This is a genomic window from Aquisphaera insulae, assembly GCF_011064615.1.
Lineage (GTDB): Bacteria > Planctomycetota > Planctomycetia > Isosphaerales > Isosphaeraceae > Aquisphaera > Aquisphaera insulae.
On record NZ_JAALJH010000065.1, the window covers coordinates 13545 to 31385 of the forward strand.

At 69.1% G+C, this 17841-nt stretch carries 18 protein-coding genes; 10 read left to right on the plus strand and 8 right to left on the minus strand.

Annotated elements, in window-relative coordinates; genetic code table 11:
• Nucleotides 1–110: 110 nt before the first annotated feature.
• Nucleotides 111–2021: a redoxin domain-containing protein gene (locus G6O54_RS26435; protein WP_250847101.1), complete on the plus strand. Its 1911-nt coding sequence runs from the start codon at nt 111–113 to the stop codon at nt 2019–2021.
• Here the strand turns inward: G6O54_RS26435 and G6O54_RS26440 are convergent.
• Together G6O54_RS26440 and G6O54_RS26445 are read right to left on the minus strand one after the other, a co-directional pair.
• Nucleotides 1973–2869: a prolipoprotein diacylglyceryl transferase gene (locus G6O54_RS26440; protein ID WP_165230043.1), complete on the minus strand. Its 897-nt coding sequence runs from the start codon at nt 2867–2869 to the stop codon at nt 1973–1975. The two genes, G6O54_RS26435 and G6O54_RS26440, sit on opposite strands and share 49 nt — an antisense overlap.
• Before the next feature lie 117 nt (nt 2870–2986).
• Nucleotides 2987–3952, minus strand: coding sequence for an enoyl-CoA hydratase/isomerase family protein (locus tag G6O54_RS26445; protein WP_165230046.1), 966 nt, complete (start codon nt 3950–3952; stop codon nt 2987–2989).
• Nucleotides 3953–4022: 70 nt separating this feature from the next.
• Between G6O54_RS26445 and G6O54_RS26450 the strand changes: the two genes are divergently transcribed.
• The 3 genes from G6O54_RS26450 (at nt 4023) to G6O54_RS26460 (ending at nt 6036) form a co-directional block, all read left to right on the plus strand.
• Nucleotides 4023–4463 (plus strand): hypothetical protein, encoded by a 441-nt coding sequence (locus tag G6O54_RS26450; RefSeq protein WP_165230049.1) that lies wholly within the window; start codon nt 4023–4025, stop codon nt 4461–4463.
• Nucleotides 4464–4633: 170 nt separating this feature from the next.
• Nucleotides 4634–5815 carry a CvpA family protein gene (locus G6O54_RS37465; RefSeq protein WP_205679047.1) on the plus strand — a complete coding sequence of 394 codons (1182 nt, stop codon included), beginning with the start codon at nt 4634–4636 and terminating at the stop codon, nt 5813–5815.
• A complete protein-coding gene (locus G6O54_RS26460) occupies nt 5812–6036 on the plus strand; it encodes an RNA-binding S4 domain-containing protein (protein ID WP_165230052.1) in 225 nt (74 codons plus the stop codon). Before G6O54_RS37465 ends, G6O54_RS26460 begins: the two co-directional genes overlap by 4 nt.
• 59 nt (nt 6037–6095) lie before the next feature.
• Here the strand turns inward: G6O54_RS26460 and G6O54_RS26465 are convergent, their stop codons facing one another.
• The gene (locus G6O54_RS26465) at nt 6096–6314 is read right to left on the minus strand and encodes a Trm112 family protein (protein ID WP_165230055.1); all 219 of its coding nucleotides are present in this window, start codon (nt 6312–6314) and stop codon (nt 6096–6098) included.
• A gap of 275 nt (nt 6315–6589) precedes the next feature.
• On the opposite strand from G6O54_RS26465, the gene G6O54_RS26470 reads away from it, so the two are divergent.
• From G6O54_RS26470 to G6O54_RS26480, 3 genes are read left to right on the plus strand one after another with little or no spacing between them, the layout of a single operon-like run.
• Nucleotides 6590–7501, plus strand: a complete 912-nt coding sequence (locus G6O54_RS26470; RefSeq protein ID WP_250847102.1) for a PSP1 domain-containing protein — start codon at nt 6590–6592, stop codon at nt 7499–7501.
• 6 nt (nt 7502–7507) lie between these two features.
• Nucleotides 7508–7981 (plus strand): Minf_1886 family protein, encoded by a 474-nt coding sequence (locus G6O54_RS26475; RefSeq protein WP_165230061.1) that lies wholly within the window; start codon nt 7508–7510, stop codon nt 7979–7981.
• Complete coding sequence (locus tag G6O54_RS26480) at nt 7978–8190, plus strand: hypothetical protein (protein WP_165230011.1); 213 nt, start codon at nt 7978–7980, stop codon at nt 8188–8190. Before G6O54_RS26475 ends, G6O54_RS26480 begins: the two co-directional genes overlap by 4 nt.
• On the opposite strand, the gene G6O54_RS26485 is transcribed toward G6O54_RS26480, so the two are convergent.
• From G6O54_RS26485 to tkt, 3 genes are all read right to left on the minus strand, one after another.
• Entirely contained in the window at nt 8180–9205 is a 1026-nt protein-coding gene (locus tag G6O54_RS26485; protein WP_165230065.1) for a dihydrodipicolinate synthase family protein, read from the minus strand. The two genes, G6O54_RS26480 and G6O54_RS26485, sit on opposite strands and share 11 nt — an antisense overlap.
• A 124-nt stretch (nt 9206–9329) precedes the next feature.
• Nucleotides 9330–9680 carry an STAS domain-containing protein gene (locus G6O54_RS26490; RefSeq protein ID WP_165230068.1) on the minus strand — a complete coding sequence of 117 codons (351 nt, stop codon included), beginning with the start codon at nt 9678–9680 and terminating at the stop codon, nt 9330–9332.
• Nucleotides 9681–9857: 177 nt separating this feature from the next.
• Nucleotides 9858–11951 carry a transketolase gene (gene tkt / locus G6O54_RS26495; protein WP_165230071.1) on the minus strand — a complete coding sequence of 698 codons (2094 nt, stop codon included), beginning with the start codon at nt 11949–11951 and terminating at the stop codon, nt 9858–9860.
• Nucleotides 11952–12135: 184 nt separating this feature from the next.
• Between tkt and G6O54_RS26500 the strand changes: the two genes are divergently transcribed.
• Complete coding sequence (locus tag G6O54_RS26500; RefSeq protein ID WP_250847103.1) at nt 12136–12945, plus strand: endonuclease/exonuclease/phosphatase family protein; 810 nt, start codon at nt 12136–12138, stop codon at nt 12943–12945.
• A gap of 191 nt (nt 12946–13136) precedes the next feature.
• Nucleotides 13137–13574, plus strand: a complete 438-nt coding sequence (locus G6O54_RS26505) for a hypothetical protein (RefSeq protein WP_165230074.1) — start codon at nt 13137–13139, stop codon at nt 13572–13574.
• A gap of 20 nt (nt 13575–13594) precedes the next feature.
• Here G6O54_RS26505 and G6O54_RS26510 read toward each other — a convergent pair whose 3' ends face one another.
• On the minus strand, nt 13595–14770 hold the full coding sequence (locus G6O54_RS26510; protein WP_165230077.1) for an AI-2E family transporter: 1176 nt from the start codon (nt 14768–14770) through the stop codon (nt 13595–13597).
• Between the two features lie 16 nt (nt 14771–14786).
• Nucleotides 14787–15329 carry an inorganic diphosphatase gene (locus tag G6O54_RS26515; RefSeq protein WP_165230080.1) on the minus strand — a complete coding sequence of 181 codons (543 nt, stop codon included), beginning with the start codon at nt 15327–15329 and terminating at the stop codon, nt 14787–14789.
• Between the two features lie 412 nt (nt 15330–15741).
• Here G6O54_RS26515 and G6O54_RS26520 point away from each other — a divergent pair, with 412 nt between their 5' ends.
• On the plus strand, nt 15742–17703 hold the full coding sequence (locus G6O54_RS26520; RefSeq protein WP_165230083.1) for a S53 family peptidase: 1962 nt from the start codon (nt 15742–15744) through the stop codon (nt 17701–17703).
• Nucleotides 17704–17841: the final 138 nt, after the last annotated feature.

A 17841-nucleotide genomic window follows, 5' to 3' on the forward strand; every position in this document is an offset into this window, starting at 1 on the left:
GCGACGTCATGGCGCGGGGCCGGGCTTGTCCGGCCCGGCGTCGGCGGATTAAGGTACAGGGCACGATCCGACCATCCGCTCGATTCGACGTCAGGCAACGGAGCCGCCGCGTGAGCATCGCACCTTCGCCTCGGGGGCCGCTGGCCCTGTCCGCCGTCGCATTCCTCGCGATCCTGGCCGTCTCGGGGCCCGTCGATCTTCGGGCCGCCGACGAGCCTCTCGGCCCCGTCCGCCTCGGCTCTCGGCGCGGCACGGATGGCAAGGATGTGGCGCTCGACGCGACCCCGGGGGGGCTGGCGGTGCTCCTCTTCTATTCCCCGGAATGTCCCATCTCCAACGCGTACAGCCCGACGCTGGCGGCCCTGGTAAGCGACTTCAGTTCCCAGCACGTGACGTGGGCGGGAATCTGCGTCGATCCCGAGATGAGCGACCGGGACCTCGCCGACCACGCCCGCGATTTCGGCCTGAAGTTCCCGGTGATCCGCGACCCGCGGGGATCGCTCGCCCGCAAGCTCGGCGCGACGATCACGCCGGAGGCCTTCGTCATCGACCCCGCCGGCAAGGTCCGCTATCACGGGCGGATCGACGGCCAGTTCGCGAAGCGTGGGGTCCGGAACGCGAATGCCACGGGCAACGAGCTGAGGGACGCGCTCGTCGCCTTGCTCAAGGGCGAGCCCGTCGCGCAGCCGTTCGTCGCGGCCGTCGGCTGCCCGATCCCCAGGCCGAGGGACGCGGCCCCGGCCCCGACCTACAGCAAGGAGGTCGCCCGGATCCTCCAGGCGAATTGCCAGGAGTGCCATCGCAAGGGGCAGGTCGGGCCGTTCGCCCTCGAGACATACGACCAGGCCAGGAAGCGGGCGGCCGACATCGCCGCCGTGACCGAGGATCGCTCGATGCCGCCCTGGAAGGCGGCCCCGGGGATCGGGCCGAAGTTCAGGCACGACCGATCGCTCTCGGATCGCGACATCGCGGTCCTGCTCGCCTGGTCCGAGGCCGGCGCGCCCGAGGGCGATCCCGCCGACCTGCCCGCGCCGCGGACTTTCCCCGCGGACTGGGCGATCGAGGGGGGCCCCGACCTGGTCCTGGACATCGGGACCGACTTCCAGGTCCCGGCCTCCGGCGGCGACATCTACAGGTGCTTCGTCGTGCCGGTCAACCTGCCCGCGGACCAGTACGTCACCGGCATCGAGTACCAGCCCGGGAATCGAAGCGTCGTCCATCACGTGCTGTCTTATGTGGACGTCGCCGGACAGGCCCGGAAGCGAGACGAGGCCGAGCCCGGGCGCGGCTACACCTGCTTCTCGGGGCCGGGCATCGAGATCGTCGGGGACCTGGGCGGTTGGGCGCCCGGGAACCAGCCCACGCAGCTCGAGGACGGCATCGGCCGCGCCTTGCCGGCGAAGTGCGACGTCGTGATCCAGGTCCACTACCATCCCAGCGGCAAGGTCGAGACCGACCGCACCCGGATCGGCCTCCGGTTCGCCCGCAAGCCGATCCGCCAGGTCCTCCACTGGAACGCCGCGCTGAACACCGACATGAAGGTCCCGGCCGGCGCGTCCAACGCCGAGGTCCAGGCCGCCTGGCCCGTCCCGGTGGACGTCATGGCGCACGCCGTCGTCCCCCACATGCACCTGCTGGGCAAGGACATGCGGATGAGCGTCACGTTCCCAGACGGCAAGACACGGGACCTGATCCGGATCGACCGGTGGGACTTCAACTGGCAGTATTCCTACTACTTCGAGCAGCCCCTCGAGCTCCCGAAGGGCTCCGTCGTCAAGGTCGTGGCCCACTACGACAACTCGGGCGCGAATCCCAGCAACCCGAACAAGGTCCCGCGCGAGGTGACCTGGGGAGAGGCCACCACGGACGAGATGTGCATCGGCTTCATCGCCGTCACGAAGAAGGGCCAGGACCTCACCCGGCCGGGCGAGAAGGACGACCTGAACGACGTCTTCAGGTCCCAGGTCGAGGACTACAGGAAGAAGCGGGCGGAGAGCCCGAAGCGGCGGGGTGCCGGCTGAGTCGCGTCCGGCGGCGAGGCCGCGGGACTCGAGCGACGATCGGCCAGCCGACCGGGAGGCGTGCGGCGGAGCCGAAGCCAGAGGTATCCGGCCAGCGCCAACAGGCCCATGCTGATGAATTGCGATAGGGTCATCCCGAGGAGGAGCGCGTCGTCGTCTCCACGGAGGGACTCGATCGGCCAGCGGGTGGCCGCGTAGAGGAGCATCAGCCAGGCCATGACCTCGCCGTCCCGGCGTCGCCGCGGGAAGAACCAGGTCAGGAAGGCCAGGATCAGGAGGCCGGCGAGCGCCCCGTAGAGCTGCGTCGGGTGGACCGGGTGCGACCAGCGGGCCGCCGCGGCCAGGACCCCCTGGTCGACCTGGGCGATCCAGGCGTGCGAGCCGGCCGGGAAGCGGATGCCCCAGCAGGCCGAGCAGGCGGCGCCGTGGCAGCAGCCGGCGAGGAAGCAGCCGATCCGCCCGAACATCACGCCCACGGCGAGCCCGGGTGCGACCGCGTCGGCCATCGGCAGGAACGGGAAGGGGCGCCGCTTCCAGTAGATGAACGTCCCGACCAGGCCGCCCAGGATGCAGCCGTAGAAGATGTTCCCCCCCTGCCAGCTCCGGACGATGTCCGCCGGGGAGCGGATCCCCTCCGGATGCTGGAGCACGAACAGGAGGCGGGCCCCGATGATCCCGCCGCTGAAGAGCCAGGCCGCCAGCTCGTACACGCTGTCGACCCGGAGCCCCTCGCGCCCGGCTCGCCAGGCCGATATCCAGAGGGCGCCGCCGCATGCCAGCAGGATCATCAGGCTATAGGCATGAAGCCTCAAGCCCAGCCAAGGCAGCTCGAAGAGGATCGGATGCACGAGCCACGCTCCCTCGAAGTCCCCTTCGCCCCCGGCGGTCCCTCGCCGCGCGGATTCCCGCGGCAGGATGCCAGGAACCGGCGGATCCGGCAAGACGAGCCGAGGGGGGACGTCGTTTCAGCCGGGCGCGGGCCGGGACTGGGGCGGGCTGGCCGAGACCGAGGATAGCCCCCCCGTGGGCATGACGGGGACCTCCTCGCCGGCCCTCCGAGCCTTGGTCCGGCGCTCGAAGAAGTCGTCGATGGCCTCGCGGGCGGCGGGGTGAAAGGCCAGGTCGGAACAGACCTCGATGGCCTTCGCTCGCGCGGCGGCCGGGCCGTCGGCGATGTCCAGCCGGATCAGGTCGAGGATCTTCTCCGGCGCCTCGGGGTGGTCCGGGGGCTGTTCCTCCACCTTCGCCGCGGCGAACGTCAGCTCGGGCTCCCAGGCGTCCGCGGCGAGCGGTGCCTCGACGATCGGCTCCGAGTCGAGGGCTTCCACGATGCGCGAGGTCTCGTCCGCCGAGAAGAGGCGATCGACGAGCCCCTGCGACTTGGCCTGCAAGAAGCCGATCGGATTACCGCCCAGCACCAGCAGCAGGGCGTCCCTGGGCGAGAGGATCCGGGGCAGCCGGACGAGCGCCCCCCAGGCCGGGATCAGTCCCAGGTGCACCTCCGGGCTGCCGAGCTGGAGCGGGATGCTGGAGGCCAGGGCGATCCGCTTCCGGCACGCCAGGGCGAGCTCGAGCCCGCCCCCCAGGCAGGTGCCGTGGAGCACCGCGACCGTCGGGATCTTCATCGCCGCCAGCCGATCCAGGACTTCCAGCCCCCGCCTCAGGAAGCTCGCGAGCTCCTCCGGCGTGCTGCACGTGCGGAAAGACCGGAGGTCCGCCCCGGCGCAGAAGCCCCCGTCCTTGGCGGACCGGATCAGGAGCCCACGGATGGCCGGATCGGCCTCGATCTCCGTGATGGCACGGTCCAGGCCCTCCAGCGCCTCGGCATCGAGCACGTTCAGCGAGTGCGCCGGCGAGTTGAACCAGAGCGTCGCCGCGTCGCCCGGAGCTCGCTCGATCTTCCACGGGCCCTGTCTCGTTCCTTCGTTCATGGCCTTCACCTCGGCACCGGGTTATGATCGCGGCAGGGTATCGATCCTCCAACCGCCGGAGCCCTTCACGATGACCGTGGACTCTCGCCGCATCGTCAGCAACCTGCTGGGCCTGGTCGGGGCCATCCTCGGCGGGACCGTCGGATATTACACGTTTCGGTGGATCGTTGGCCAGGGATTCTATGCCCTGATCCTCCCCGGCGCCCTGCTCGGCCTCGGTTGCGGGATGCTGAGCCGTCACCCCTCGACGACCCGCGGCGTCCTCTGCGGGATCGCCGCGTTGGTGCTGGGTGTCCTCGCGGAATGTTCCAGCTTCCGACTCGACGGCCATGACGACGTCTACTACACAGTCACTCATATCTTCAGGGAACCACCCATCACGCTGATCATGCTCGGGCTCGGGGGCTTCTTCGCCTTCTGGCTCGGCAAGGATGCCGGTTTCATCCAATCCGCATTCGGCCGCGGGGCGGGCCGGCCGCGAGACGGCGAGAAGCCCGGGCCGTCGGTCTGACGAGCGAAGCGACGTCGCGGCGACGCGGGCCTTTACCAAATCCGCCTTCCCGCAGGTGGGCTCGTCCGCTACCATCCGCCGGCTCGGGGCGGATGACCGGGCGGGACCTCGCGCGCTTGCTCCGTCGGCCCGCGACCGGGCACGCTTCGCTTCTCTCTGGAGGATCATGGATGACGATCTACGACCTGGCGATGGCGGCCGTGCTGGTGCTGGGGATGATCCGCGGGGCCTGGCGCGGCTTCACCTGGCAGATGGCGAGCATCTGCTCGCTGGTGCTGGGCTACACGGCCGCGCGGACCGCCTCCGGCCAGGTTGCCACCTACCTGCCCGGCGAGCCCGAAGTGCAGCGGGCGCTGGCGATGGCGCTCATCTACATGGCGGTCTCGGGCGGGATCTTCGGCGTCGCCTGGCTGATCCGGGGCACGCTCAAGAGGCTGAAGTTCGAGGCGTACGACCGCCACCTCGGACTGCTCCTGGGGGGCATGGAAGGGGCGGGGGTGGGCCTGCTCGTCACGCTCCTGCTGGTGAGCATGGCCCCGGCCACTCGCACCCCGATCTTCGCGAGCCCGACCGGCCATGTCGTCGGCGCGATCATGAACAACGTGGGGCCCATCCTGCCCCTCGAGGTGCGCAAGGTGCTGGAGCCGGTCTGGGATCGCGTGAGCCGGCCCGCGGGAGACGTGGCGACCGCGAGCCAGGACGACGGCTCGACGGCCGCCGACCCGGCCGTCGCCGCCGTGGCCGCGACCTTCGCCTCGGTGTCGAAGGCGGCCCCCCCGCAGACGGCCGCGCAATCGACCGGCCGCGTCGAGCCCCCAGGGGAGTTCCCCTCGCTCGAACCGATCGAGGAGGCTCCCGCTCCGGCCACGGCAGCGGTCCCGGCGCCCGGCCCGCGTCCGACCTCCGACCAACCCGTGAACATCCGCCAGGCCGCCCGCGACTCGGCCCGCCAGACCTCCTCCGGTCTGAAGGAGATGGCGAGCCAGGCCCGCAAGGAGATCGAGCAGACCGTCGCCGAAACCCTGGACACCAGCCCGGATGGCGACGCGAAGGCCGCCACCCTGAGTGAGCTCGTCGCCAAGGACCGCCAGCGGATCGAGCAGACCGTGCAGAACGTGAAGGGGGCGAAGCAGAAGGTGAACGCCCTGGCGAAGCAGCGGTCCGGCCAGGTCAAGCAGCAGGCCGGGCAGGCCAGGCAGCAGCTCAATCAGGTGATCTCGGACTCGATCGACAAGGGACAGCAGAGGCTCGAGAAGGCCGTCGGCGACGCGATCGACGAACAGCTCCAGCGGCTGGGAGGCCTCGAACCGGCCCCCGCCGTCACGCCGGCACCGGCAAAGGCCCCGCGATGAGCAAGCCGGCCCCCAGGTCGTTGAAGGTGGGCGACCGGCCCATCAACCTGACCCAGGTCCTCAAGCTCGCCAACTGCGTCATGACGGGCGGCGAGGGGAAGGCCCTGATCGCCGAGGGCCGGGTCAAGGTGAACGGAGAGGTGGAGCTCCGCAAGCGCCGGCAGATGAGCGTCGGCGATCTCGTTGAGCTCGAGGACGGCACCTCGATCCGGCTCGATTGAATGATCATCACCGACGCGTCGTGCTCGAGAGGCCGCGCCCGCCGTCGAGGTGCGGTCGGTCAGTCGAGCGCGGCGTCGCCGGCCTTCGCGCAGGCCAGGTCGGCCAGCGAGTGGCAGCCGGTGGGGAGATCGGCCTCCTCGACGAGCATGTCCGGGATGTCATCCTTGATGGCGAACCGGAGCCCGCAGCGGGTACAGACCAGGGCGTCCCCTTCGCGTCGCAACGGGGCCTTGCCGACGGGGCAGACGAGGAGTGCCAGGAGCTCTTCATTGATCATGACGGCGATCCCTCCGAACGCGTGCTCGCGGCGAGCCCGCCGCGTGAGGGACATTATGTCGCGGTCGACCCGGGGGGGAAAGCCGGATCCGGGTTCGCGGCAGGAAGTGGCGGGGGCCTGGCTTGGCCTTTCACGGCGGTCGACGGCCGGTCATAATCCATATCGGTTGAGCCCTCGTCTCGACGAGGAGGATCCGCGCGGGGCGAATGGCCGGGCGGATCTCAGCGTCCCGATTCGTATGGGATTTCATGGCTTACGTCGTTCGATACGGTCGGATGCGGTTCCTCGGCGAGTATGCCGCGGCCGACGGGCATTCCTATCCCCGTGGCCAGCGGGTCGTGGTGCGGAGCGATCGGGGGACGGAGCTGGGCGAGATCCTCTGCACGGCGTCCCCGCGCACCGTGGCGATGCTCGACGGAGCGAGCCGCGGCGAGATCCTCCGGCCGCTCGGCGATCAGGACGCCGTGCACGCGTCGACCGTGGGGGTCGAGCAGGAGAGGGCCTTCTCCGCCTGCCGGGAGCTGGTCGGCAAGCGGCGGCTCCAGATGGAGCTCGTGGACGTCGAGATCCTGTTCGGCCGCGAGCGGATCATCTTCTACTACCTGGCCGAGAAGCGGGTCGACTTCCGCGAGCTGGTGAAGGATCTGGCGCGGGCCCTCCACACCCGCATCGAGATGCGCCAGATCGGCGTCCGGGACGAGGCGAAGCTGCTGGCGGACTACGGCGACTGCGGCAAGCCGGTCTGCTGCAACACCCACCTGACGGCCATGCCGCCGGTCTCCATGAAGATGGCCAAGCTCCAGAAGACGACGCTCGACCCGGCCAAGATCTCGGGCCGTTGCGGCCGACTCAAATGCTGCCTGCGCTACGAGTTCGACACCTATGTGGAGTTCGAGCGAGAGCTCCCGTCGGTGGGCTCCACGGTGGTCACCCCGAAGGGGCGGGGTAAGGTCGTGGCGCAGGAGATCCTGTCGCTCAAGGTGGTCGTCGAATTCGAGGATCGACGCCGGATCATCGTCGGCCGGGATGAGATCCTCAGCATCCTGTCGCCGGGCCGGGGGGGGAACGGCCGCGGGGGCCGCCGGACGGGCCGCGACCCCGACGATCGGGACGCCCGCTCCATCGACGAGCCCGGCGAGGATGACTCCGACGAACGGGACGGCTTTTCGAGCCCCCGAGGAGGGTGACCGGCCTTGGATATTCGCGAGCAGCTCGCGCGGGTGATCGCCACGGACTCGCGCTACACGATCGAGGCCTACGCCTTCGTCCTGGAAGGGCTGAAGCACGCCCGGAGCCGCAAGCTGCGGGCTCGCCGCAGGAAGCAGGAGCGGACGCGCGGGCCGGGACCGAGGAAGAAGCGGCCGGCCGGCGAGGGTTCGGAGCCGAAGTCCGAGAAGGAGTCCGGCCACGTCACGGGACGCGAGCTCTGCCTCGCCGCCCGGCAGGTCGCGCTCCGCTACTACGGCCCGATGGCGGTGACCGTCCTCGATCAATGGGGGGTGCGATCGACGTCCGACATCGGCGAGATCGTCTACAATCTCATCCGGTCGGGCGACCTGGACAAGACCCCGAGCGACAAGCGGTCGGACTTCGACGATGTCTACGACTTCGCCACGGCGCTGAGGCCGAAGATGTCCTTCGACGACCCGGATGAGACCCTCTCATGATCGATGGCACGGAATCCGCGGAGAGGACACGGGCCCGGGCCCGATTCCGGATCGCCCTGGCGATCTTCATCGTCTGGGTCGCGGCGCTGACGGTCACGGCGATGCTCTCCGCCTACCGGCCAGCCCCGCGCCCCACGCCCTGGGCTTCGTCTCCGGACGAACCTGCTGATCCCGGGCACGATCCGAACGGCTCGGAGCCTAGTCCGTAAGGGCGCCTCGCCGTCGCAGTTCGTCCATCACGCCGAGGATCAGCCGAGAGACCTGGTCCGAGGCCGCTTCTCCCGGGCGGGGCGGGGCGACGCCGGCCGTGGGAGGCCCGTAGCCGAGCTCCGCGAGCAGATGCTGGAGCGTCCGGCGGCGATCGGCGATCTCGCGTTCCTGGACCTCGGTCAACGGCTGGCGCGGGCCGCCCATCCGGAAGCCTCGCAGCTCCACGGCCGCCCGGAAGCCGTCCGGGAAGTTGGCCGCGCCGAGCATGACGTCGAAGACCTTCAGGAGCCGGTACTGCCAGGCCATGGCCTCCTCGAAGCGTCCGGCCCGTGCCAGGTCGTAGAGCATCCGCGTGACCTCGGGCAGGACCCCGCTGGTCGCATGCGTGCCGCCGTCGCAACCGACCAGGAGCATCGGGACGAGGACCGCCTCCCAGCCGGTGAGGAAGCTGAAGTCCGGGCGGATCGGCCGCACTTCCTCGATCATCCGCATCATGGCGGAGACGTCGCCCGTCGAGTCCTTGATGCCGACCATCCGGGGGAACTCGGCGAGCCGCTTGATCGTATCCACGTCGATCGGGCTGGCGAACATCGGGATGTTGTAGAGGGTCACGTCGATCGGGCTGTAGCGGGCGATCTCCCGGAAATAGGCGTAGACCGACTCCGAGCCGAGCCGGTAGTAGAAGGGCGACACGATCGCCACCGCGGTCGCGCCGAAGCCCGCGTAGGCCTCGCAGGCCGCGAGCGTCTCTCGCACGTTCGCCTCGGCCGCGCCGGCGAGTACCGGGACCCGGCCGGCCGCCTGGGAGCAGGCGATCGCCACGATCCGCCGGCGTTCCTCGGCCGTGAATCGGACGAACTCTCCCGTCGAGCCGTTGGGATAGAGGCCGTGTACCCCATGGTCGATCAGCCAGTCGATGTAACGCCGCAGCTCCGCCTCGTCGATCTCGCCCCGGTCGTCGAGCGGGACCACGTGGGGCGTGAAGATGCCCCGGATCTTCGCCGTCGTGCTCATCGCGTCCTCGCCCTCTCCCTCGGCATCGATTCTCCAGAGCGGAGTCTATGAGCAACCGCCCGCCTCGGCAAGGCCGACGGCGGCCCCGGGAGGCCCGCGCGCGAGGGACGGGCCCTCGGTGCGGTCAGGTCTTCAGTCGGGCCATGGCGTCGGCACGGGTCTCCACGATCTCCAGGACCTTGGTCAGGTTCATGGTCTGGAAGATCTCGAGGAGGTAGGCGCTGATGCCGAAGAAGACCACCTTGCCCTTGCGGCGATCGATCCGCCGCTTGATGGTCACGAGGAAGCCGATCTCGGAGCTGGCCAGGTAATTGACCTCGCTGAGGTCGATGGCGAACCGCGGGTCCTCGCGGGCCTCGATCAGCTTGTAGAGCCAGTCCCGCTGGGTGGACTGCCAGTCGTAGCTGGCCTCGTCGGTCGGCTCGAAGACGATGATCAGGACCCCGCCGGCCTCGCTCGTGGTGAAGTTCAGCATGCTCTGGGTACTCGCGAGTCGAGCGGCGGATGGGACGGGTTCCGGCGAGCCGGCGTATGCGTGCTCCCGCACGAGACGTCCGCCGGGACGATCGGCTCGCGGCGCGGACGGCGAACCTGGATTCTAACCGGAGCGTGGCCCGACTCAAATCCAAATCACAACCTTTGCGAAATCCGCTCAGCGGGGCTTCCGCAACTGTTGCCGCGCCGCGTCGGCCACCTTCTCCACGGTGAAGCCGAATTCCTTGAGGAGATCCTTGAGGGGCGCGGAGGCTCCGTAGGTCCTCATGCCGATGCTCACGCCGTCGGCGCCCACGTACTTGCTCCAGCCGAAGCTGCTGGCCTGCTCGACGGAGACGCGTGCCGTGACGTCCGGGGGCAGGACGCTATCCCGGTAGGCCGCGTCCTGGTCGTCGAAGAGCTCCCAGCAGGGGAGGCTGACGACCCGGGCCTTGATGCCCTCGGCGGTCAGGGTCTCATAGGCTTCGACGCAGAGCGAGACCTCGCTGCCGGTGCCGATCAGGATGACGTCGGGCTTGCCCCCTTCGGCGTCGGCCAGGACGTAGCCCCCCTTCGCCAGGCCGGAGGCCGGGGCGTACTTCGACCGGTCGAGCGTGGGCAGGTTCTGGCGGCTGAGGATGAACGCCGCGGGCTTGTGCTTCTGGGGGATCACCACGCGCCAGGCCTCGGCCACCTCGTTGGCGTCGCACGGGCGGATCACCAGCAGCCCCGGCGTGGCGCGGAGGGAGGGGAGCTGCTCGATCGGCTGGTGGGTCGGGCCGTCCTCGCCGACCCCGATCGAGTCGTGCGTGAAGACGTAGATCGGCGGCAGCTCCATCAGGGCCGCCAGGCGGATGGGGGTCTTGCCGTAGTCGCTGAAGATCAGGAAGCCGGAGCCGAACGGGCGGACCTTCACGGTCGCCATGCCGTTGAGGATGGCCCCCATCGCGTGCTCGCGGATGCCGAAGTGCAGGTTCCGGCCGCCGTAGCTGTCGGCCTCGAAGCTGGCCGTCCCCTTGATGAGCGTCTTGGTCGACGGGGCCAGGTCCGCGGCGCCGCCGATCAACCACGGCAGGTTCTTGGCGACGGCGTTGAGGACCTCGCCGGAGGTGTTCCGCGAGGCGTTCCCCTTGGGGTCCGCCGGGTAGGTGGGGATGTCCCTGTCCCAGCCGTCGGGGAGCTCGCGGTGCTGGATCCGGCTCAGCTCGTCGGCGAGCGCGGGGAACTTCGCCCGGTAGCCTTCGAGCTTCTTGAACCAGGCGTCGCGGAGCTCCTTGCCGCGGCGGCCGATCTTCTTCTGGAACTGCTCGTAGACGCCGTCGGGGACGAGGAACTTCGCGTCCTCGGGCCATCCGTAGAATTTCTTGGTGAGGCGGATCTCCTCCTCGCCGAGCGGCTCGCCGTGGGCCCCCGCGGTGTCCTGCTTGTTGGGTGCGCCCCAGGCGATGTGGCTGTCGACGATGATCAGCGTCGGCCGGTCCGTCGTCTCCAGGAACGTCCGGTACGCCCTCTCGAGGAGCTCCAGGTCATTGGCGTCGCCGACGCGGACGACGTTCCAGTGATAGGCCATGAACCGCTCGGCCACGTCGTCGGTGAAGGCCAGCTCGGTCGAGCCCTCGATCGTGATCCGATTGTTGTCGTAGATCCAGCAGAGGTTGGAGAGCCGGAGGTGGCCTGCGATCGACGCGGCCTCGTGCGAGATGCCCTCCATCATGTCGCCGTCGCTGCAGAGGGCGTAGACGTTGAAGTCGATGATGTCCTCGAAGCCCGGCTGGTTGTAGCGACTCGCCAGCCAGCGCTCGGCGATGGCCATGCCCACGGAGTTGGCCACGCCCTGGCCGAGCGGGCCCGTGGTCGTCTCGACCCCGGAGGTCAGCCGGTACTCCGGATGGCCCGGGCACTTGCTGTGGAGCTGGCGGAACTTCTTGATGTCGTCGAGCGAGACCGACGGCGAGCCGAGCACCTCGTACTCCTCGTTGACCGACTTCACGCCGGCCAGGTGGAGCAGCGAGTAGAGGAGCATCGACGCGTGCCCGCACGAGAGCACGAAGCGGTCGCGGTTGGGCCAGACGGGGTCGCCCGGGTCGTAGCGCAGGTGGTCCTGCCAGAGGCAATAGGCCACCGGGGCGAGCGCCATGGGCGTGCCCGGATGGCCGGAATTGGCCGCCTGCACCGCGTCCATGGCCAGCGTCCGGATCGTGTTGATCGCCAGCGCGTCGAGCGGGTCCTTGGCGGAGGTCACCGGCTGCATCGTGTTCCGTTCCGAGCTCATGCGTCGATCCACTCCAGGCAAGCTTCATGCGGAGCCGCGGACCGTTGCGAAACCAGGCCCTCGCGACCCCGCTCATCCTTCCCTTCGACTCTTTTCCAGTGACCCTGTTATAACGTCCCCCGAACGGCGACCGCTACGGCCGACCGGCGAAAGGTCCCCGTCGAATTCTCCAGGAGCTCTCACCATGATCGACCGACGACGCGGTTTCCTCGCCCTCGTCATGCTGACCTGTTCAACCCTCTCCGCCTTCGCGCCGGCGCGGGCCGACGAGCCGATTCGTCTCCGGATCCTGAGCTACAACATCCGCCACGGCGAGGGCATGGACAGCAAGGTGGATCTCGAGCGGATCGCCGGGGTGATCCGGGCGCTGGAGCCCGACCTCGTCGCCCTGCAGGAGGTCGATCGCGGATGCAAGCGGACGAACGGGCTGGACGAGCCGGCGGAGCTCGGCCGGCTGACCGGGATGAAGCCACTCTTCGCGAGGAACATCCCCTATCAGGGGGGCGAGTACGGCAACGCCGTGCTCACGCGGCTGCCGGTGACGGCCTGGCGGAACGAGCGTCATCCGTCCCGCCACGTCGGCGAGCAGCGCGGGTTCCTGGTCGTCGACGTGACCGCGCCCGACGCCCGCAAGACGCCCTTCCGGTTCATGGCCACCCACATCGACTCTCGGCCCGACGACGCCGAGCGGATGGACTCGGTCAAGGCCATCGAGAAGGTCGCCCGCGAGCGTCCCGACCTGCCGGCGATCCTGGCCGGCGACCTGAACTCGAAGCCCGACAGCCGCGTCCTCGCCGCCTTCACCGAGAACTGGACGCGAACCGATTCCTCCCCGCTGCTCACCTTCCCCGCCGACAGGCCCGACCGCCAGATCGATTACGTCCTGGTGCGCCCGGCCGGCCGCTGGAAGGTCCTCGAAACCCGGGTGATCGCCGAGCCGACGGCCTCCGATCATCGCCCGCTGCTCAGCGTGCTGGAGCTGGCGGGCCACTGATCCCTGCGCGGCCCCTCAGGCGCTCCAGGTCGAGTCCGGTGCAGAGCATGAATGCGGCCGGGACCGGAGAGAGATTCCTATCGCTGTGACGTACGACCAGGGAAGAGCTCCTCTTGTGGTGCTTCGACTGGCGATTAGAATCCTCGGCGAGCTTGACCATGCCGGCGCCAGTGATCCGCAAGGAGGCTCCATTGATCTCCACTCGACGTCAGATGCTTGCAGCCGTCGCGGCTGCGCTCGCCATGGTCCCCACCGGAGCCGCCGCTGGGCCGCTCCTTCGAGGTCCGAGACTTCCTGTTCGTGCGGCAGACTTGAAAGTCTATTTCTACCGCGGCGGCCATGTCGTCCGAGCAAGACGATTGGAGCCCGGCTCGAGAACCGCGATCGCGATCGATGCCTCTCTGTCTCATCGCGGCTGGATGCCGAGTCTCATCAGCTACGCTCCGACGATACTGATCCGGGACGGCGACGATCGCTTTGAGATCAACGTGGGCGGAGGTCTCCTCGTTGTCAACGACTACACGGGCCGACGTCCCTGGCAGAGCGTCCGGAGGCTAGGCAAGGACGAGGAGCGATCACTCCTCGAGAGCCTCGAGGACGAGTCCGGAACATCCATCACAGTTCCCTGATCCCATCTCACCAGCGGCCCTCACGCCACCGCCGGCGTCGCCGGGTCGTCCTCGGACATGAGCAGGGCGATCGGCCGCGTGGCGGGCGTCCGCTCGAGGATGATCTTGAAGATCACGGTCAGCGGCACGGCCAGCACGAGGCCGACGAACCCCCAGATCAGGCTCCAGAAGGCCAGGCCGATGAGGACGACCAGGGGGTTGAGCCCCAGCGCCCTACCGGTCATGGACGGCTCGATCAGGTTCGAGGTCACGCCGTGGATCGTCAGCAGGATGGCCGCGAAGCAGAGCGGCGGCCAGAGGCTGTGGTACTCGAGGACCGCCAGCGTGATCGGCGGGACGATCGCGACGAGCGCCCCGACGTAGGGGAGGAAGTTGCCGAAGAAGGTGATCGTCCCCCAGGTCACGGCGCCGGTGATCCCGAAGGCCCAGCAGGCGATCGCCGCCGGGATCGCGACCATCAGGCTGGCCTTCACCTTGACGACCAGGTACTCGGAGATGGCGCGGTTGATCGACTCGATCATCGCCGTCAGGCCCCGCGCGCGGTCGGCCGGGAAGCTCGCCCGGATCCGTGCCGGGAATCGCGAGGCCGATTGCAGCAGGAAGATCAGGTAGAAGGCGATGACCAGCGATTCCAACAACACGTTCACGAAGGCGCTGGCCGCGCCGCGGACGATCCGCTGCGAGAGCTCCGCCGTGAGCGAGCTCTCGTCGTCGCCGGCCGTCTCGCCGGCCCTCGGCCGGTGCAGGACCGGGAGCCACGACTTGGTGAGGTCCCGGACCTTCTCCTCGATCTCCCCCTCGCGCTGGACGTAGCGGGGCAGGTTGTGGCTGATCAGCCCGACGTCGCGATAGACGAGCCGGGCCAGGCCCTGGAGGCCGATCGTCAGGCCGACCACGATGATGAGGAAGGCCAGCATCGGCCGCACGTGCCGTCGCAGCCCGTTGTAAGCCGGCAGGAACAGGTAGCAGAGCAGGATCGCGATCAGGAGGGGCCGGAGGATGGGCTCCAGCCGCTCCAGGAGATAGAGGCTCGTCGCCACGATGACCAGGACCGCGGCCAGCGATCGCAGGCTCCCCAGGTCCCGGGCACGCTGGAGCAGCGGGCCCGCCGCCTTCCCCGCGGGGCCGGCGTTCGTCGCGAATTCCGGATCCCGATCCGCGGGGTCGCGAGAGAACGGCGAAGGTCCTTCCGTCATCGTCGGGGACCCCCCGTCAATGGAATCCGCGACGACGCTTCTCGCTGTAGCGCTGGAGGGAGTCCTCGATGATCGGCATCGCCCGCTCCGAGGGCTGGATCTCCTCGACCTCGACCGACTTCCCCTCCAGGAGCTTGTAATCCTGGAAGAAGCGCCGGAGCATCATCAGCCGGTGCGGGGGCAACTGCGAGGCCTCGCGGAAGCTATTGAATTCCGGGTCGTGCACCGCGACCGCCAGGATCTTGTGGTCGTGCTTGCCGCCGTCCACCATCGTCATCAGCCCGATCGTCCGGGCCGTGACCATCGTGAGCGGGGCCAGGGGCTCCTGGCAGAGGACCAGGACGTCGAGCGGGTCGTCATCCTCCGCGTAGGTCTGGGGGATGAAGCCATAGTTGGCGGGATAATAGACGGCCGAGTAGAGCATCCGATCCAGCCGCAACAATCCCGTGCGCTTGTCGAGCTCGTACTTGATGCTGGATCCCATCGGGATCTCGACGATGGCGTCGAACTCCTTGGGCAGGCGCTCGCCCGGGGTCACATCGTGCCAGGGGTGGATCATGGGCGGTCCAGTCGGGGGGACGAGCCCATCGTTGGTGGGCTCGACCGAGGGTGCGGAAGAGTAGCGACTTCGCGATGACGCTATCAGGATAGCAGATTCCGGGGATCGCGGGAAACGTGGACGGGGGGCCCACGGAGATTGGACAACAGTCCGAAGCGGGCGGTCGATACGACCGCTACGCGCACGCCGATTTCGGGGGGTTTTTCGTTCACAGAAGGATGAACGGCGACTAGACTTATCGACGTCGAGCGCGATCCTGGGGCGATGCACCGTCGAATCCACACCGATGAGGTCTCCCGTGAGCCGAGTTCGCCCCTTCTTCCCCATTGGGCGGGGAGTTGTTGACGCGTCGCATCACGCTCGTCGGCAACGTCCCCAGCGACCCTCGTTCGATGCCCTCGAGACGCGGCAATTGCTCGCGACGACCGCGTCGATCCTGGACACGCTCATCGCCCAGCCGAGCATCGGGGCCACCCCGCTGGCGGCCAACCTCACGCCCACGGGCCTTTCCGCGGCCCAGGTCCGGAACGCCTACGGGTTGAACCAGGTGACGTTCCTGAACGGGACGGTGGTCGGGGACGGTGCCGGGCAGACGATCGCGATCGTCTCGGCCTACGACCATCCCACCATCGGCTCGGACCTCAAGGCGTTCGACCGGATCATGGGCCTGCCGGACCCGCCCTCGTTCGTCAAGTATTATCAGAAGGCCACCAAGGTGGATGCCGGCTGGGCGACCGAGACCGCGCTCGACGTGGAATGGGCCCACGCGATGGCGCCGGCGGCGAACCTCGTCCTGGTCGAGGCGAAGTCCGCCACCTTGAAGGACCTGTTCAACGCCGTGAACTTCGCGCGGTCGCTGAGCGGGGTCTCGGTGGTCTCGATGAGCTGGGGGACGGGAGAATTCGCCGGCGAGACCGGGTATGACTCGCTCTTCACGACTCCCGTCGGCCACATCGGCGGGGCGGGGCTGGCCGGGGGCGTGGCGTTCGTGGCCGCGTCGGGCGACGACGGGGCCTGGGGCGGCGTTTCCTATCCCTCCACGTCCCCGAACGTCCTGTCGGTGGGGGGGACGTCGATCTATCTCGGTGCCGACGGGAGCTACGCGAGCGAGACCGGCTGGAGGTGGAGCACCGGGGGCTACAGCACGTACGAGGCCGCGCCGGCCTATCAGACGTCGACGCTCGTCGCCGCCAACCTCTCGTACGGCGTGCGCGCCACGCCGGACGTCGCGGCGATCGGCGATCCGGCCTCGGGTGTGTCCGTGTACAGCTCCGTTCGCTACCAGGGGAACAGCGGCTGGTTCGCGGTGGGCGGCACGAGTGCCGCGGCCCCGATATGGGCCGGCCTGATCGCCGTCGCCGACCAGGGCCTGGCCCTCTCCGGGAAGGGCTCGATGGGGAACGTCGCGGCGGCGGTCTACTCGCTCCCCACCTCCGCCTTCAACGCGGTGGTCAACGGCTTCAACGGCTACTACGCCTCCTCGGGCTACGACCTGGTGACCGGGCTCGGGACGCCCGTGGCGCCAAGGCTCATCGCCGACCTGGTGGCCTCGCCGGGCGGCTACGCCGGCTCCACGTCGACCTTTCGTGCCTCCCCGAACCTCCGGTTCCGGGCCGCCCAGCTCCATCTCGAGATCGGGCTCGGCCTCGGCGGGGGCGACTCGACGACGGGGATCGCCGCGGCCCCCGTGGCCTCGCTCACGGAGCCGGTCTCAACGGTCATCGCGCCTAATACCCTCGTGATCGTGATCCCCGTCGGATCCGGCCGCTACGTCCTGATCGTCCAGCAGGTCGAGGACCTCCCCGTGCCGTCCTCGACCGCGGTCCATCACCTGGACACTTCGCCGACGACCGCGATCGACGAGGCGAATCCCGGATTCACCAACCTGATCCGGGTGGGGCAGGCGGCCCCGACCGACTCGCTGAGCGCGCTGCGAAAGGCGAGATTCGGGGACGAACCCGACGTCAAGTCGCTGATCGACCTGGTCCCGCCGCCCCTGATCGTCCCGGACGCACCGGTCGTGCCCGCCCCGGCCGACGCGCCGATCCTCGCCGGGACTCTCGCGCCGGTCCATCTCGTCGACCGCGGATTGAGCACGATCGGGACGACGCCCTTCGCTCCGGCGGCCGACGAGGCGAGGGGGGCCGGGGCCAAATCGGTCGAGCCGTCCGCGGCGAACCTCCGGCTCTCGACCGAGGATGGCGAGTCGGCCGCGGCCTCCGCACCCCGGCTCGCCGGCGCCCTCGCCATGGCCGGCTCCGCCGGCTGGCTCGCCTGGAAGGGCGCTCGCCGCAACGCATGGTCGACGACCGGGGATTCCTCGGACCGCTTGTATCGTCCCCGGGTCCGGAGGATGCGGCAGCCGATCGGCTGACCGTCGGGGCATCGATCCGCGTGCCCTCGGGACCGAATCGGGCCTGAACGGAAGAGCGTCATTGGAACGTGTCGTCCCCCTCGCGATAATGGCCCGCGTCCCTGGCGTTCGGGATTGCCGAGGACGAATCGAGCCGTC